The organism is Bacillus cereus group sp. MYBK195-1, assembly GCF_051916605.1.
GTDB classification, from domain to species: Bacteria; Bacillota; Bacilli; order Bacillales; family Bacillaceae_G; genus Bacillus_A; species Bacillus_A cereus.
In genome coordinates, this window is sequence record NZ_JBQAGZ010000003.1 from 282,156 (window position 1) to 298,714 (window position 16,559).

Consider the following 16,559-nt stretch of genomic DNA (forward strand, 5'->3'; position numbering starts at 1 on the left):
CTCGTTAAAATACCTACATGGACAAGGTGTTAATATTGTATATTTTATGAACAAAAAACGTACAAGCAGCATCACTTGTACGTTTTAATTTTTATTCAGTAAGATAATAAAGTAATAGCTTACGGGTCTTTTCATAATTCATGAAATCTCTATATAAAATGGGATAATTCATAATCTCTGTTTCTAGAAAACGATATTGCGGAAACCACTCAAAAAACGATTTTCTTAACCACTTTATTTGTTGAAACGTAATGTTCTGTTCGTTTCCATTTAGTACAGAATTTAAAGTAGCTGCTATATGCATCCAATAATGATTAAAATTAGCGTTTATACAGTCATCTTCGGTAAATTTACTTTTTAAGTCTCGCTGCAATTTTGCTGTAGCACGATAAGGAAACGGTTTATGAAGTGGAATATGCATTTTCTGCAATTCCTTAAAAATAATTTGTTTTCCTAACTTCAACTTTCTCCTCCTTTATTTCTCTATCCAATTTAATAAGTTTTCATAATGATATTGAGCATCGATATACCCAAGATTATATAAATTAACGAGCTTTTCCTTATTTCTTTCTATTCCGCTTATAGGAAGCTGTACACTTGGTTGAATTACATAAAAATTATCTTTTTGTTCTTCTTGATTCATATAAGATATCGTCTCATTATAAAAACGATAATGGCCTACTAAATTCTCTGCGATTTTCGGATATTTTCTATATAAAATTTTAGCTAGGCCTGAAAATTTATTCCGCTGCTTCTCATATCCTTCTGGCTTTGTCATAATTACAACGTTCTTTTCATAACCATCAGTTTGAGCTTTTAAAACTGGTATAGGATCTATAATTCCTCCATCTAGTAATTTTCGATTATCATATTCTACAGCAGGTGCTATAAACGGCACAGAGCTGGATGCACGGATGATTTTTAAAATATCATTTCCATGTTCTGTTTTATTATAATAAACAGCTTGTCCTGATTCGCAATCAGTCGTCCCTATAACAAATTGTTCATTACAGTTTAAGAAAGTTTGAAAATCAAATGGAACAATTTTATTAGGTACTTCATCAAATAAAAAGTCCATTCCAAATAATTCACGTTTTCGAATTAAATTTCGATAAGATATATACCTGTAATCTGATACTAGCTCTGTATTTACCTTCTTATTTCTCCCTTGTTGACGCGACAAATAGGTTGCTCCCATACAGGCTCCAGCTGATACGCCGACTACATATGGAAAGAATAAGTTCTTTTCCATGAAATATTCGAGTACACCTGCAGTATATAAACCTTTCATTCCTCCGCCCTCTAATACTAAACCGATATTCTTCATTCTATATCCCTCTGCTTCTTTTTTCTTAATTTCATATTAGCATAAGATTTTAAGATGAGGTTATATAAACTAATTACAACAATAACCAGAAACTACTAAAGTAATGTGATAATATCTTTGTGAGTAACATGTTACAATATAAGTAATTCATTCCACATATATTAAAGGAGGAATTTAATATGGGTTTATTTAGCGGTATTTTAGGAAATGCATCAAATACGAGTTCTGAAAGTGTAGAACGTGATTTAGAGAAGATTATGCTAGACGATGAAAAAGTAGAGCATGCTTATAAATTAATTCGTGATCTAATCGTATTTACAAATCGTCGTCTTATATTAGTAGATAAACAAGGAGTAACTGGCAAAAAAACAGAATACCATTCTATTCCTTATAAAAGTATTACACAATATAGCATCGAAACGGCTGGGCATTTTGATTTAGATGCAGAACTTAAAATTTGGGTGTCTAGTATGGAGGAACCAATTACGAAAGAATTTAAAGGTGACGATAGTATTTTAAGCATTCAAAAAGCGCTAGTAACCTTTACGACAAAGTAGTGGTTTTTGTATCTTTATTCATTTTCAAAATTACTAACCCGAGTATTTTGGAAGAACATACATTATTTTTGTATATTTAATCTAAAATAACATAAAAAGGTAAAGCGTATTTTAAATGCTTTACCTTTCTTTTTTGTAATAAACAAGTGTAGTTTTATCATTTAATTTCTTTATTACTTCTGTTCTTTTATACCCCATTTTCTCGTATAGAAAACAATTTCTTTCTTCTTCTAAAATCGTAGCAAGTTCAAAACTTCGTGCTTCTGGAAACATTTCTTCAATTAAAATAAGTACCTTCTGAGCAATTCCTTTCCCTTGATAGATTGGATGAATAAACATTGGACTAATCCAAAATTTATAAGGTAGTTCTTTTGCGGATATACATATCGCTCCAACAAGTTTCGAATCTATTATCACCTTATAAAAATTACTGCTGGGATTATTTATTCTAAAAATAGTTTTTTCAATAGTTTCATTTGCTGGATTTGTTTCATAGTCTTTATATTTATGTAATAAAGGGCTAAATGAGTCTATTTGCATTTGAAATATAACTTCTGCATCACTTTCTGTCGCCTTCTCTAATGTAATCTCCATGTTACCAATTTAGACGCTTTCTTAAAGAAGTAATATGAGCGGTATGGTGACGACCATGCCATGCATATAGTCCTATTGCAACAGCAAGTTTTGTTTCACCAGTTTCAGGATGGTTAAATGTCTTTTCTAAATCTTCAATTTCTAGAGAATATAAAAGATTAACCCATCTTTTATGTAATGAATCTAGCATTACTAGTGAAACATCTACCGGTAATTTTGAATCAGGTAACTCTGCCCACTTCTCTTCTTTATACGGCTTAATAGTTGGATTCTTTTCTGTCAGTGCTAATTTAAAGCGTATGTAGCTATTCATATGGCTATCAACGACGTGATGAACTACTTGACGTACAGTCCAACCTCCAACGCGATATGGTGTATCTAACTGCTTCTGATCTAAATCTTTAATTGCCTTTGTTAGTTCATTAGGTAAATCTTCAATTTCTTGAATCCATGTATCAATCATTTCTTCAGTTATAGGACGTTTGTATGTAAATTGGCCAATTGGATAACGTAAATCATTCATGAATAAGTCCTCCTTATTATAAGTGCGAAGTATTTCTCCAAATATAGTGTACAAACTTCACATGTTCTCCATTTAATTCTACAGATGTTATATCTGATTCGTTTTGATAAGAAGAAAATCCGCTTTTTTCTAGTACAATTTGTGATGCGAGATTATTAGTCGTTGTTTTAGCATGAACTTCAGTAATTTCATTATTTTTCGCTACATCTAAAATTAATTTTACGGCTGCTGTTGCAACTCCTTTTTTAGTAAATTTTTCTCCGACACGATACCCGAGCGAACTAATTCGAGTTTCCGTATCTATATCTACTAAATTGATTCGCCCTACAATTTCTTTTTCTTCATTACGAATTAAATAAAAATAAGAATCTCCATCTGCCTGTTCTATTAATAAATCGTCTAGTAGTTTTTGGAAATATTCAAGTTCAAAATATTTCGAGCCACGATTTGGTACCATTGTTTCAAAAAAAGATTTATTTGTAAGTTCAAACGTAAATAAATCCTTAGCATCTTGTTTCTTTAGTTGCTCTATGTATATTTCCATTCCGTATTCTCCTTCTTGATTTACTAACTGTTATACATTCTTTTTTAATCAATTATATTCCTGCTATTTCTTTCGATTAAGTAATACAGATAGTAGCACTTTCGGATGAAAGAGATGAAATGGACTACGAATTAAATTCATCACTCGTACTAACCGAATATAAACATCAGAATTACTTGCGGATAGTCGATATATTTGCTTCGTATACCATAGTTGAAATTTTTGTTTTGTAGTTAATTCTCTCTTTAGTTGCGGGTGACGTGATATTTCTGTTGTTGTCATATCCCAAGGCGTTTCTATTATAGTAGCTGCCTTTTTATAAAATTGTTGTGTAAATGTTTTATCAAGTTGTTTTCTATCTTGCAAAAGTAATTGCAATTGGTGAGCCTCCATAGCAGCAACTGATACGCCTTGGCCGAAAACGGGATCAAAACGACATTGCGCATCTCCAATAACTAATAATCCTTCTGGTACATTATTCACTAAATCAAATCGCCGGCGTACTTGATAAGGAATTTTGTATGTCTTTATACCAGTAATTCCCTCAGCCTTATTTAAGAAGTCTGTAACATTAGAAATTGATAGATTTTCAGCAAAATCATAAAACTCATCATCTGTTTGTGGTGCTTTCTCATTTGCGTATCCACTAAAAGTAACAAAATAACGATTATCTTCTATCGTTTGAATAAGAACGCCATAAGGGTTATCAGGGAAACTAGGAGACATTAGCATATTACAACAGTCTAACTCCTCATTTTCTTTAAGTTTGAATATTTTCGTTGCGTAAAATAAATCAATACGAACTTTCTCTTCTTGTACTTTAATTTCGTATTCTCGTAGCCACTCTATACTTTTTGAGCCAAATCCACTCGCATCAACTACAAGATCCGCATGAACTTCTTCTTGTGTGTTTGTCTCTAAATATTTAACTTTTACTCCACACACTTTGTTAAGCTTTGCATCTACCAATAACCCTTTAACCAATGTTTCATATTTAATAGTAATATTTGAAATTTGATGTATTCGTTTTTGAATATGCCATTCTAGCAAAGGACGACTTTGTTGAATCATATGTACTTCCCCTATGAACGATTGTTTCCATAGACCGAATTGATGCCATTTCAAATCACGCGTAAAGTTGTTTATAATACTACCCGCTTCTATTAATTCGTTCGTAATATTAGGAAACAATTCTTCAATTGCGTTTTCTCCACCTTTTAATAACACGTGAGGATGATTACTTTGTGGAACTCTTTTTCTCGAAGACTTTCCATCCCATCTTTCACCAGCTTCTATAATGATTACTTCTTTAAAAGAAGTTGATAATGCTTTTGCTGCAAACTTTCCTGCCATACTTCCACCAATAACGATAGCCTTATTAAACATATTTTCCCCCTTAATAAAAAGAGATCCTGCCTTGTATGAATGAAACAGGATCTTAAACTAATTAACTTCTTTATCATTATACTTAAAATACATCAGTAAATTGCAACATTAAAATTAAAATACCTAATCCCCATACGTAATACGCGAATACTTTTAAGGAGTGACGTTTTAAATATTGAATCATCCATGAAACGGCTATGTATCCAAAAAACGCTGCTGATAACGTTCCGACAATTAAAGATGTGCTAGAAATAGATTCTGCTTTCCCTTGAAAAACGTCTACAAATTGCAAAATGATAGCTCCAACGATGGCTGGTGTCGATAGTAAAAAAGAAAAGTAAGCAGCAGTTTCACGGTCTAATTTTCTCCATAATGCAGCGACAATTGTCATTCCAGAACGGGAAATGGCTGGAAAAATAGCAGCAGCTTGAAATGAACCGATAATTAATGCGTCTTTATATGTTATGTCATCCATTTTTTTACGACCATTCTTTTGTTTATCTGCCATGTAGAGAAAGAATCCGGTCACTAAAAACTCCCAACCGATCGTGATTCCTGTTTTTGAAATATCTTCAAAGAAGTCTTTAAACAATAAACCAATTACAACTGCGGGTATTGTCCCAACGATAAGTAATAACATGAGCTTTGAAAATGGGTTTTTAATTAAATATATAAATTCTTTTTTGTAATAAATAAAAACCGCAAGTAAAGTCCCAATATGCAGCATCGTATCTAAAAATAAGCCAGCCTCATCTAATCGGAACAAATGCCTTCCTAAATAAAGATGTCCGGTACTACTGATTGGTAAAAATTCTGTTAAACCTTGAATTATACCTAGTATGAAAGCTTCTAACCAATTCATGATGGTCTCCTTTCTCTTTTGCTTGTACCAATATATGAGGGTTAAATTTTCGATATGAAAAAAACTATATTTCTCTATGAATTTACTTTTTATTTATGGATATATATGTAAAGAGGGGTAAGGAGGGTTATTATGTGGAAGCACACAAAATTCGGTAATGTATTACTTTGGGTGGGCCCTATCCTTGTATTTTTAGGACTATGTATGACAAATGTTATTTCAGATATTCCTTTCTTTGAGGGAAAACATAAAACGGTTGGTATTGTACTTATATTTATAGGTGTAATCTGTTTTGTTGCTGCTAATCATTTGAAAAAAGGAGAAAGATATGAAGAATAAATCTAAATAAAAAACAATCCTTGCATATTAGCTAGGATTGTTTTTTATTAATGTTGATTATTTGTAGAATACTTTATCAACGTTATATTTCGCTTTGTATTCATTAATGATATATGTTTCGTAAATTTCTCTTTCTGTTGGATCTTCTACGATACATGCATCAATGCGGTATACTTCATCACGGTGATTTTTAATTGGTGAAACATTATCTTCAAAATGCTTCTTAATACGTTGTCTAATTTTACGAGCTTTACCTACGAAAAGAAGTTCGTCATTAATATTGTAAAACATAAAAATGCCGCCTTTATCTCTAGGGAACAAGTGGAAATCGATAAATCCATTAATTGGAGTAATGATTGGCTCGTCTCCTTTAATAACTTGTTTACGTTCAGTAATTGAAACATCAGCTTCAGGAATATTAATTTTAATCAAGTTCATTCACGTCCTCTTTTATTATAAAGATAAATAATAGCATACATAAGTAAGAAAAGCTATGTTCAGAGGCATATTTCATTTTATAATTCAAATATTATAGGTGTATCATGTAAACTTTTCTTCCAAATCATATGATCACTGGATTCTCCCCAGTAATCTTTCAATACATAGTTAGGTTTTCCAAACTTTTTCGTCCATATACTTTGCGCATTTTTATATCCACTATCTAAACAATATTCTGTTATCCCTCTGCTAAGTAATGTAAGAAACATTGTATGTAGTAATAAACTCCCTATTCCCTTTCTTTGATACTCCGGAAGTATGAATACAGTTCCTATTTCATACAAATTTTTAAGTACACCACCTGTACAACTATTAATCAATGTACTTGCTGGACCGATTTCGATTGTTCCAATGATTTTATTGTTACTTGTATCAATTGCTAATAAAAAGTAACGACTTTCTCCGTTACTATCAAAATCACTTTTCAAATACTGCTTTTTTGAGTTAATTTCATTTTCTATGTCATCCAATAATTGTGACAATCCTTCATTTTTGTATGTATTTGTAATAACTATACGGAAAAATAAATATAGTTCATCTACATCATTCAAATTCGGTCGTCTAACTGCAACGTTAGTCATGAATTCAATCTCCAATCCTCATTATGCCATTGTCAATACAACACTTTATATAATCTATTCATCATTATTCTGCAAAAACCTGCATAAATCCAACAGTATAGAAAGCTCATTATAAATATTGATAAAATAATTTTTATATCCATAGTTGTATGAACAGCAGGACCAAGTACCGGAAAGTGGAAAACATCGAGAACGATCATAATACCTATAAGTAGACAAGTTGCTGAAAAAGAAACAATCCATATTCTCCTCTTTAATTTTAAAAAGGATACTCCTAAGGCTAGACCTAATAAGCCTGTAGTAAAAGGAAAGACAATTAGTTCACTGGGCTCAATAATAAATAATAGAAAAATAGTAAGAATATAAGAAAGTATTCCCTCACGAATAGAATAGAAAACAGCAAAAAAAAATCGGTAATGTCGAAAATGGACTAATGAGCAAACCTATACCAGGAACTAAGTTCCCAGCTGCTTGAAACATGGTGGCCAATGCACTCATCAAAGCTGTAAGTACTAACTTATTCGCAAGGGACAATTTTCTTTTATGAACAAAGCTCGTATCATGTTCTATCATCAGTTGATACCAATAACGTACAAACCAATTCATTAAAATACCCCCTAAAGATACCACATTCATTACTTTCTATATTATTCATACACTTATGGTTTATGAGTTGCTTTCTACTAGTTATAAATCACTATATAAAATAGATACTTATAGATTGAAGATTTTTAGGGAGACAAGTCAAGTTGTGCGTTTTGGAAGCAGAATAAACTCTTTATGTTTTTAAACTGAGAATTTATATCGTATCAAGGAATAATTTCAAAAATGGTACCTTTGTTAAAATCAGTTACTTTCATAGAACTGTAAACTCCTAAATATAATTTAGTTTGATCCGAATTTGTTCCTAAACTCATATAATAAGCTGGTTGCGTACCAAAATCATAATTGGTTTCAATAGCATAAAAGTCAGCATGTTTACCGTCTGTACCTGCTCTAGTATAGGCTAAAACACCCTTAACTGGAGACTGAGATTCTCCTTTCTTGGCAAGGTCAGTAAAAACAACGCTACCTGTTAAATTTGGAATTGCATTTCCCATATATGGCTGAACTCCTGTAAGTGAAGTTCCTCCAAACTTATCTGTTCTAGAATCTTTATGAAAATAACTAAGTAGAGGCAGAATACGCTTCACTGAAGTTTGTATTGTTTCATCATAATAAACCATTGTTCTCTCATCCGAAGTCTGATTCTCAGAACAATGTCGTATAAAAGAAGTAGGTAAATCCCCTTCCCATCCTCGCCACCCAAAATTGATAAACCCATCTTGATTGGGAGTTAACCTCATAAAATGCATTTGAACAAGTTCTGTTACCAGTATAGGTTTATATTGAACAAATGAAAAAATAGACTCTACAATATCTTGTCCGACATTTCCGGCGTATTTGATATATTGATTATAAAACCTTTGAAATGAAATGCCGGTTATATTACGTACTCCTTTTGCAATTACTGTAAGTGTTTCTTGTATAGATAAAGGAAGTTCATTAAAGCGTGTAACTACAGGAGGGTTATTTATAAATGTATTTTTACTTACATCGATTTCAATTATTTTTCCTGCTATTTCTAAATCATCTTGGCTTAAATTAAATGGATCATAACCTGATCCGCCATCTCCATTTGTAAAAACAAGTTTTCCAGTCTCAGGTGAAAAGTTTAAACTATTGACTCCGTTATGATTAAAAAATGGTCTTCTTACATTCAGTAATGTTCGTCGCTTTTGAGCTTGACCATTAGATTGTAAAGTCCATTCTTCCACTGTATCAATGTGATCATATTGCGTATTTCTATTAACCCACTTTAAATTTAACGTTTTAGGGTCACAAGGATTCGGTTTAAATTGTTCAGAAAGTGCACCTGGTCCTTGAGTTCCGGCTACTGAATAATGAAGATAAAATAACCCATTTTGATAAAATTGTGGATGGAACGCAAGTCCTAGCAATCCGCGTTCATCATAACCACTACTAGAAACACCTTCTTCAAATGTACCTAATTTAATAATTAGGTGACGAATATCTAAAAATGTCTTTATAACTCCGTCCCCTATGTAAAAAATCTCTCCTAATTGAGTTGCGATAAATAGTCTTTCGGTCGATTCACCTGGAAGTATCGTTGTTTTCAATACAGTTGGTAAATTTACGTTATGAACAATGGGTCGTAAACTAACTTTAACTTTTGTCAATTAACTGTACACCCCTTTTTCTTCTTTTTTATAGAAGAATATGATTAGAGTAGTTCTGTTAGTATCAAATAAGTTTTATTCCTTTTTATTACAATTTTGTATATAATATAATTATAAATAATCTGGGGGACGAACTATGATAATCGTGCTACAAATCATCTTACCACTAATTTTCGCAGTCTATTTATTTACCCTCTATCGTAAAGGGATGTATGGATCAGCTTCATTCCTTTTAGCAGTCATGATAGGAATTTTCGGTTTAGAGAATATTTTTCAGCATGCTAGTCTAACAGATCATGCTATTTATCCATATTGGGGCAGTTTGAAGGCTGTTGTTATCGTTTTATCAGTCGTATTTCTATTTAAAAAAGGTGGTTTAACAGGAAAATATTGATTTTTAATGCGTTACATATTTTCTTGTTAAATTGCTTTTATTTTATAAAAGAAGAAATATTTATGTGAAAACAAGAAGGGATGTGTTACATATGTCTATAAATATTATTTCAATAGTTTCTATCATAATATGGATTGTGTTAATTACAGAACTTATAAAACCTTCAAAAGAACAGAATGGACGAAAAATAGTAACTTTAGTAACTGCTGGTTCCGCATCAACACTTATTTTGACGGTTTCATTTATTCAAAATATCCCGTTTTGGAATTGATAGTGATATAACTAACAAAAATATGTATAAATAAAAAGATTAGGGTTCACTCCTAATCTTTTTATATTTTGAGGTAGCACCACATGCCCAGCAAGCTAAGGTCTTGAAGTAGCCCCTAAACAAAATTTAAAATTTTTCTAAAGTTATTTATGTGAATTTAACTCGTTTTCAGGAACATATGTGGTCCTTTTATAATTTGAAGTTCTTTTTAAGCTTCTTATATTTTCTATACGAACGTCTAACAATGTTTAACATAAAATACGGTATTTTAACAGAGAAAGGCAATTTATAAATGAAAGGAAAATAAAAGGTGAAATATGCCTTTTCTAGATCCCTCCACTTACTATCTTCTTTTGTTTTTAAGAAATCAGATACATCGACTACATATCCCCTTCCTTTTTCCATCATCACATTTTTCCCGTGAACATCACAAGGAGTTAATCCTTGTTCCCTCGCATACTCTAAAGCTTTATTTATATCAAGGATCACCTGCTTAGGAATTTTAATCCCCTTATGAAGGGCATCGTATAAGGTAATTTCTTTTAAACGTTTCAATACTATGAAATTTTTCCCTTTATATATAAGCTTTGAATAAGAAGGATGATCTCCAATTCTTCGGTATACTTCTGACTCTTTTTCAATTCCTTCTCCTTCTCGCACGTAAACTTTCACTACCCAATCTTTGTATTCTCTGTGCATGAATACTGCGGCATAATTACCTGTTCCTAAACACTTCCAAAGTCTAGGAATATCTTTAACTACTACAGGCTCGAATTCATCATCACTTCTTATACTTACCTCTTTTAATAATTCGTCATTTATCAATCCCACAAAACTATTTATACTCATCATTCCCACTCCGGTTTTGCTAAAAGGGGGCCCACCCACATTTTAACGAAAATATACACTAAGCGAATTTTAGCATAACATGCCAAATCTATATTACTCTATTTTATAACCTAAAACATTGTTTAGAAATGTAGCAAGGGTTTGTTAATGGTTCAATTCTTCTTTCACTACTATTTTTGTTAGCTAACACTTTTATTGTTTTAATAATCTTTTGTTTAATTCCCACAATGCTGTTTTGTTGCTATCCCATTTCAAAAGCGTTACTGCTTCCTCAAAGCATAACTATTTATAATTAAAGTGTTCTTTAGATAATGATATGTTTTTTGTAGGGACTTTAACTCCAAAAGAAAATTCTTTTATTACATAAACCTCTTCTCCCCAAAGGAATCCTCCAACTACATCCTCTACTGGTAGTGAAGACACAGAATCTAATTGTATATATGGACATTCTCTTGTAATACCAGCCTCTTCAAACGCTTCCCGTTTTGCTGATTCAATAGGAATCTCACCGTCCTCTCCGCCACTAGCTATTCCTTGCCAATAACTATAATCACTTCGGTTGAAAATAGCATATTGAATGAAATTAGCAGTTTTTATATAAGGAAATGTCAATACTTGATATGGCGCTCTCATTGCTTAAGCTCCTCTCGAAAATAAGTTTTAAATAAATATAAATAAAGAGCCGACATCACAATTCTACATTATTAATGCAGGTTTATAATGTCGGCCTTCTATTTTTAAAGAATTTTATTTTTCATAAACAGGTTTACTCTTAACAGAGGAAAAACTGCTTATTCCCTGTCGAATGTGTTTAGCATGGTTTTTCCTAAATGTTAGCAGTACCCTATATTATTCAATTGCGCCAGCAACATCATAATCATTTAAATCTAACTCAATTGGTTGTCCCAGCGCTAATTTAGCAAGTTCCGCTCCTAAGTATGGACCAGCTGTTAAACCTGAAGCCCCTAATCCATTCGCAACGAGAATTCCTTCAAAGTTAGGTAGTGGTCCGATAACAGGTAAGAATCCTGGTGTAAATGGTCTGAATCCAACTCTCGTTTCAAGCATTGTAGCATTTTCTAAGCCAGGTGCAACTGCTAATGCCTTATGGAATACTTCATGTAAACCACCTGCTGTTACACGATGATCGAAACCAGTATCATTCTCATGTGTTGCACCAATTACGACATGCCCATTGTCAAACGTTAAAATATATTGATCGTTCGGTGGCATAACAACTGGCATATTTTCTGTTGCTGTATTCTCGATTTGCAGATGAACAATTTGTCCTTTTTGGAATGTAACTAAGAAATTAATTCCTAATGGATTCAAGATTTCATTCGCCCATGCGCCTGCAGTTACAATAACCTTTTCCGCTAAAATTGTTTCATCGTTTACTGTAACTCCCGTAATATGATTTCCTTCACGGACTAATATAGCATCGCCTTTTATAAAAGTTGCACCATGTTTTTTCGCAGCACTTATTAATGCATTGCGTAATAATCTTCCATTTACTCGTGCAGCACCACTAATATGAACAGAACTATATTCGTCTGATAATGCTGGGAATAATTTTTTTGTTTCTTCAGCTGATAAGCGAGTGATTTCACCAATCTCTGGGGCATCTTCACGTCGTTTATAAGCTCGCTCTTCCATTTGATCTAACTTTTTCTCGTCAGTATGTAAACTAATTGCACCTACACGATTATATCCTGTGTCAGTTTCACCGTCTTCTTCTAATTGCTGAATTAACGAAGAATAGTAACATGCACCGCCTTTAACAATTTTATACCATGCTTTATTACGACGCTGCGATAGCCATGGACATACAATACCTGCTCCTGCATCAGTTGCTTGCCCTAATTGTTGGCGATCCACGATAGTAACATTCGCACCTGCCTTAGCAAGATGATAAGCAGTAGACGCTCCTAAAATTCCAGATCCAACTACAATATACGATTTCATTTCAAACACCTTTTCTCTTTTGCTAATTATATAAATATAAGAACATTTCTTAGTATAATAGAAGGAATACTTTTTTCAATGTACTCATCACAATTAATTGTTGCAGCATTGTGACTTTCTTAATCATTATTTTTTCTTCTTACGGAATAATTCAATTGTTTTATAGCCTTGTGAAAGGATCTCTATCATTTTCTCTAGACGTTTTTCACGTGTTTTTTCTTGTTTTACAGAAAAAAGATTACGTGCCCAATCTTTCTGATATCCAGGCGTTAAACTTTGATAAAACTTAAGTTCATTCGGATGATTAGCTAATAATGCTTCAACATCTTTAATTCGATCTGCATAATCGGCAACACATTGACTCATAGCAGATGTTTTCGTTGTTTTTTTCTTCTCGCGTTTTAAACCTACAACAGTAAAGACTTCATCCATACTTACCATTCGTGCAAATTTAATATCACTTTCTCCCACATAACCATCTTCTCCAACATTTAATGCCGGAAACATCTCATCACGGTGAATAAACGTACTATAACGAGCATTACCTTTTTTCGGATATGCGAAGAATACGTAACCTTTTTCAATTAGTAATTCTTCATTACTTATAATAAAATTCGTTTGTTTCACCATTTCATCAAGAGTTTCTACAAATATAAAGATAGCATCGTGTTCTTTTGAGAATGCAGTTTCTTTACCTGTAAAAATGTCATAATCACTTGGTTCGTTAATAACGACCATATTTGTATACTTATTAAGTTTCAATTTATCAATAACTGACATATTAATCTTCCTTTACATTCAAAATTCATTGTACATACTTTTGCGTACTGTTCTAGTGTATTATATGTATTAAGAAAATCAAACTTTAAATCGTATTATTCTGCTGCAAAAGAATATAATTCTTTACTAAATGGGGTGGTTTTATGCCATATGTAATCCGAGATGAAGGGCTAGTTTTACAAGGGGATGATGGAAAAGAACCAATTTTTCATACATATGACGAAGCGGAGGAAACATTAAAAACATTAACTATACCGCAGTTTCCGAAACATATTAGAAGAAAACCATTTACACCAAAAATAATAAAGATAGCCGCTTCTGAATAAGAACCGGCTATCTTTATTATTCATAACTTAATAGCAAATAAAGTATATAAAAACTCTTTATATTGATCTTCTGTAATTTCACGCTTAGTTTTTTCCCCATGAATAATTTCGGTTAAACTTGTATTCGTTAATGAAATATGGCCGGAGTTCGTCAACTTTACTGCAATTGGTCCTTTATTAAAAATAGACTTCTCATCTTCTATCACTCTTCTTTGAACATCGTTTACTACTATCTCATTAATATTAGGTTTATAAAAAGCATGACAAACTTTCCATTCTCCATCAGTATCTATTCTTTCTAAAACATAATTTCCTTTACTTGTATCTTTTCGTCTCACTCGGTACGAACCATTTTTTGAAGAAACAGACTCGCCAGTAAAAGGTACAGGAACAAGAGGTACTAACGAAGCTATACCTACATCAGTTAAATACTGTAGATTATCATAAGTTAAAATAATTGTTATATGACCATCCTCCAGTGCCCATGCATTTATATCATTTTTATACACCGTACCTAATGCCAGTTGTACATCATAGCCACAGTCTTTTAAGAAATAGTAAAAAAGAGTATTTAATTCGTAGCAAAGTCCACCACGGGAACTAGTTAAAATTTTCTCTCGTAAGTTTTCCAGAGAGATTTGATTCGTATTTCGTGCTATAACATCTAAATTCTCAAATGGTATAGTGTGTGCAAACGAAAAGAGTATGGTAGGTAATTCTTCAAACGTTACATCATTACATTTTTTAAGATTTAATCTTGTGAAAAGCTGATCTTGTAAACTTGTCATATTTAGCACCCCTTAAAAATTTATAAGTTTAAATAATATATGCTGATTGTAAATTTTAAGGGGCACTGTAACAACGTACATTTCATTTAACTGTACCGGTACAAAAATTACGATTCACGAGGTAAATTAATAGAAGGCGTCATTACAAATGCCTTTTCTGTAATTACTTCTTTTTGGAGTAGATCAAAAGCTACGAATATAAATTTAATAGTTTATCTATAGGCAAATTATTAATATCACTTAAATCAACAAAATATTGAAGTTGCCACATTTGACTCTTTTTAGCTTGATTGCTAACAGTGGTATCCCAAACAGGATAAATTCTCATTGCCATTTTCCCTGTTTGACTTTGTGTTCTCAATATTTTTTCTTTAAGAAGAATCTCTTTAGGAAAAATAAATTGTCCTAGTTTATTATCAGCAATACAAGTGATTACTAATAAATCAGGAGCAGCTTCATAAGAGAAAGCTCTATTTCGCATATTTTCATCTTTCTCCCAAAAAGAAACAAATTGACCAATTTTATTAGGTGTAACTTTTGATTTTCTAAAACGAATAGTTTTGTTATTTAAATGGAATAAACATCCTGCATATTCTGCGTTTTGCTTTTCTTCTTTTAGATTCGTAATCATTAAGTTGTTAGGTTTGTAAACTATATTATTTAAATTTTGGATTATATTATTAAAATTGTTCAAGAAAACTCCCCCTTTATTCATCTCTTAGTTTACCACAAACATCAGTTCTTCTATATCGTATATAATCATGAACTAAGTGAAATGGGGGAATTTAGCGGGATATAATTATTACTTTAATGTACTTAGTTTTTCAATTTACACAGTACGAGTAAAATTGTTTTACAAAACTTCGTATTAATCATAGATTAAATTAGCCACAGCTATAAAAAATTGCCTCTATTTTTATTGTAAATATATATTTTTTATTACTAATACGGTCAATGAAATTAATGATAGTTTCTCTTTTTTATATTTTTGAATATGTATATGCGGAATTACTTTTACTTGTTATAAAAATATTGTGGAGTAATATAACTTAACAAACTATCCAAAGTGTTAATCTCGGCATATGGTTGTATTTTGGTAGTATTCTTGATTTTCTGAGGGTTAAACCACACACCTTTTATATTTGCATTTTGAGGACCAGCAATATCCTTTTCTAAGTCATCTCCAATAAATAATACATCTTCTGGTTGCACATTAAGCTTATTTAATGCTAGTTCGAATATACGTTTATCAGGTTTACTCAATCCTACTTCTTCAGAAATAATAATCGTATCAAAGTAATTGTTTAAATTCGTGTTAATTATTTTAGCTTTTTGTCTATGCGTTGAGCCATTTGTTATAATTCCAACTTTAAAGTGCTTCTTTATTTGATTTAAGAAATGAATAGTATTTTGGTCTATTGAAAAACATTTAGGTGAATTTTCATTCCAAAAATCTTGGATATAATTGTGTGGCAATCTATATTTCGGCGCGAATTCATCAAATAATGATTCTAAAACTATCGTTTTATCACTAATGCCGTATTCCCTTTTATCGTATTCTTTGAATTTCTGTAACATATTGTTTTTGACTGTATCACTAACATCCTCATAACATTTTTCTAAAACTAATAAAAACAAGTTATCTACTGCCTTATCCCTATCAATTAACGTATCATCTAAATCAAACAGCATCGCTTTATAACCCATCAAATAATTTCACAACCTTTCTCACATG

20 protein-coding genes and 3 pseudogenes are annotated in these 16,559 nt (G+C 31.8%); 5 read left to right on the forward strand and 18 right to left on the reverse strand.

Features of this window, described 5'->3' with window-relative positions:
• Nucleotides 1-91 precede the first annotated feature (91 nt).
• Both ACTFRY_RS17205 and ACTFRY_RS17210 read right to left on the reverse strand, forming a co-directional pair.
• A complete protein-coding gene (locus ACTFRY_RS17205; RefSeq protein ID WP_098616625.1) occupies nucleotides 92-463 on the reverse strand; it encodes a YxiJ-like family protein in 372 nt (123 codons plus the stop codon).
• Between the two features lie 12 nt (nucleotides 464-475).
• Nucleotides 476-1,327: a patatin-like phospholipase family protein gene (locus tag ACTFRY_RS17210; protein WP_000789293.1), complete on the reverse strand. Its 852-nt coding sequence runs from the start codon at nucleotides 1,325-1,327 to the stop codon at nucleotides 476-478.
• Nucleotides 1,328-1,506: 179 nt separating this feature from the next.
• Between ACTFRY_RS17210 and ACTFRY_RS17215 the strand changes: the two genes are divergently transcribed.
• Nucleotides 1,507-1,884 (forward strand): PH domain-containing protein, encoded by a 378-nt coding sequence (locus ACTFRY_RS17215; RefSeq protein WP_000522476.1) that lies wholly within the window; start codon nucleotides 1,507-1,509, stop codon nucleotides 1,882-1,884.
• A 120-nt stretch (nucleotides 1,885-2,004) separates the two neighbouring features.
• Here the strand turns inward: ACTFRY_RS17215 and ACTFRY_RS17220 are convergent.
• From ACTFRY_RS17220 to ACTFRY_RS17240, 5 genes and pseudogenes are all read right to left on the reverse strand, one after another.
• Nucleotides 2,005-2,478: pseudogene (locus ACTFRY_RS17220) on the reverse strand (GNAT family N-acetyltransferase); the annotation flags it as partial.
• A gap of 1 nt (nucleotide 2,479) precedes the next feature.
• The gene (locus tag ACTFRY_RS17225; RefSeq protein WP_000999070.1) at nucleotides 2,480-3,001 is read right to left on the reverse strand and encodes a YfiT family bacillithiol transferase; all 522 of its coding nucleotides are present in this window, start codon (nucleotides 2,999-3,001) and stop codon (nucleotides 2,480-2,482) included.
• A 16-nt stretch (nucleotides 3,002-3,017) separates the two neighbouring features.
• Nucleotides 3,018-3,545: a GNAT family N-acetyltransferase gene (locus ACTFRY_RS17230; protein WP_098616626.1), complete on the reverse strand. Its 528-nt coding sequence runs from the start codon at nucleotides 3,543-3,545 to the stop codon at nucleotides 3,018-3,020.
• A gap of 63 nt (nucleotides 3,546-3,608) precedes the next feature.
• Entirely contained in the window at nucleotides 3,609-4,931 is a 1,323-nt protein-coding gene (locus tag ACTFRY_RS17235) for an FAD-dependent oxidoreductase (RefSeq protein ID WP_098616627.1), read from the reverse strand.
• A gap of 82 nt (nucleotides 4,932-5,013) precedes the next feature.
• Entirely contained in the window at nucleotides 5,014-5,793 is a 780-nt protein-coding gene (locus tag ACTFRY_RS17240; protein WP_001104298.1) for an undecaprenyl-diphosphate phosphatase, read from the reverse strand.
• Nucleotides 5,794-5,925: 132 nt separating this feature from the next.
• On the opposite strand from ACTFRY_RS17240, the gene ACTFRY_RS17245 reads away from it, so the two are divergent.
• Nucleotides 5,926-6,132: a hypothetical protein gene (locus tag ACTFRY_RS17245; protein ID WP_000265477.1), complete on the forward strand. Its 207-nt coding sequence runs from the start codon at nucleotides 5,926-5,928 to the stop codon at nucleotides 6,130-6,132.
• 57 nt (nucleotides 6,133-6,189) lie between these two features.
• Here ACTFRY_RS17245 and ACTFRY_RS17250 read toward each other — a convergent pair whose 3' ends face one another.
• The 4 genes and pseudogenes from ACTFRY_RS17250 to ACTFRY_RS17265 form a co-directional block, all read right to left on the reverse strand.
• Nucleotides 6,190-6,570, reverse strand: a complete 381-nt coding sequence (locus tag ACTFRY_RS17250) for a nucleotide excision repair endonuclease (protein WP_001048941.1) — start codon at nucleotides 6,568-6,570, stop codon at nucleotides 6,190-6,192.
• A 77-nt stretch (nucleotides 6,571-6,647) separates the two neighbouring features.
• A complete protein-coding gene (locus tag ACTFRY_RS17255) occupies nucleotides 6,648-7,211 on the reverse strand; it encodes a GNAT family N-acetyltransferase (RefSeq protein WP_000185963.1) in 564 nt (187 codons plus the stop codon).
• A 32-nt stretch (nucleotides 7,212-7,243) separates the two neighbouring features.
• A pseudogene (locus ACTFRY_RS17260) lies at nucleotides 7,244-7,817 on the reverse strand (hypothetical protein).
• A 203-nt stretch (nucleotides 7,818-8,020) separates the two neighbouring features.
• Nucleotides 8,021-9,451, reverse strand: a complete 1,431-nt coding sequence (locus ACTFRY_RS17265; protein WP_098616628.1) for a PQQ-dependent sugar dehydrogenase — start codon at nucleotides 9,449-9,451, stop codon at nucleotides 8,021-8,023.
• 136 nt (nucleotides 9,452-9,587) lie between these two features.
• Here ACTFRY_RS17265 and ACTFRY_RS17270 point away from each other — a divergent pair, with 136 nt between their 5' ends.
• Complete coding sequence (locus tag ACTFRY_RS17270) at nucleotides 9,588-9,845, forward strand: hypothetical protein (protein WP_000587701.1); 258 nt, start codon at nucleotides 9,588-9,590, stop codon at nucleotides 9,843-9,845.
• A 91-nt stretch (nucleotides 9,846-9,936) separates the two neighbouring features.
• Complete coding sequence (locus tag ACTFRY_RS17275; protein ID WP_000026325.1) at nucleotides 9,937-10,116, forward strand: hypothetical protein; 180 nt, start codon at nucleotides 9,937-9,939, stop codon at nucleotides 10,114-10,116.
• A gap of 189 nt (nucleotides 10,117-10,305) precedes the next feature.
• Here ACTFRY_RS17275 and ACTFRY_RS17280 read toward each other — a convergent pair whose 3' ends face one another.
• From ACTFRY_RS17280 to ACTFRY_RS17295, 4 genes and pseudogenes are all read right to left on the reverse strand, one after another.
• Nucleotides 10,306-10,965 carry a serine/threonine protein kinase gene (locus tag ACTFRY_RS17280; RefSeq protein WP_000026531.1) on the reverse strand — a complete coding sequence of 220 codons (660 nt, stop codon included), beginning with the start codon at nucleotides 10,963-10,965 and terminating at the stop codon, nucleotides 10,306-10,308.
• 192 nt (nucleotides 10,966-11,157) lie between these two features.
• Nucleotides 11,158-11,598: pseudogene (locus ACTFRY_RS17285) on the reverse strand (NUDIX hydrolase).
• A gap of 216 nt (nucleotides 11,599-11,814) precedes the next feature.
• Entirely contained in the window at nucleotides 11,815-12,930 is a 1,116-nt protein-coding gene (locus tag ACTFRY_RS17290) for an NAD(P)/FAD-dependent oxidoreductase (protein ID WP_098616629.1), read from the reverse strand.
• A gap of 126 nt (nucleotides 12,931-13,056) precedes the next feature.
• Nucleotides 13,057-13,710, reverse strand: a complete 654-nt coding sequence (locus ACTFRY_RS17295; protein WP_000110844.1) for a YdeI/OmpD-associated family protein — start codon at nucleotides 13,708-13,710, stop codon at nucleotides 13,057-13,059.
• Between the two features lie 143 nt (nucleotides 13,711-13,853).
• Here ACTFRY_RS17295 and ACTFRY_RS17300 point away from each other — a divergent pair, with 143 nt between their 5' ends.
• Nucleotides 13,854-14,036, forward strand: a complete 183-nt coding sequence (locus ACTFRY_RS17300; RefSeq protein WP_086392480.1) for a hypothetical protein — start codon at nucleotides 13,854-13,856, stop codon at nucleotides 14,034-14,036.
• A gap of 20 nt (nucleotides 14,037-14,056) precedes the next feature.
• Here the strand turns inward: ACTFRY_RS17300 and ACTFRY_RS17305 are convergent, their stop codons facing one another.
• The 3 genes from ACTFRY_RS17305 to ACTFRY_RS17315 form a co-directional block, all read right to left on the reverse strand.
• Nucleotides 14,057-14,824: an arylamine N-acetyltransferase family protein gene (locus ACTFRY_RS17305; RefSeq protein ID WP_086392481.1), complete on the reverse strand. Its 768-nt coding sequence runs from the start codon at nucleotides 14,822-14,824 to the stop codon at nucleotides 14,057-14,059.
• A 190-nt stretch (nucleotides 14,825-15,014) separates the two neighbouring features.
• Complete coding sequence (locus ACTFRY_RS17310) at nucleotides 15,015-15,539, reverse strand: MepB family protein (protein ID WP_080451570.1); 525 nt, start codon at nucleotides 15,537-15,539, stop codon at nucleotides 15,015-15,017.
• A gap of 299 nt (nucleotides 15,540-15,838) precedes the next feature.
• On the reverse strand, nucleotides 15,839-16,531 hold the full coding sequence (locus tag ACTFRY_RS17315; protein WP_141541473.1) for an HAD family hydrolase: 693 nt from the start codon (nucleotides 16,529-16,531) through the stop codon (nucleotides 15,839-15,841).
• Nucleotides 16,532-16,559: the final 28 nt, after the last annotated feature.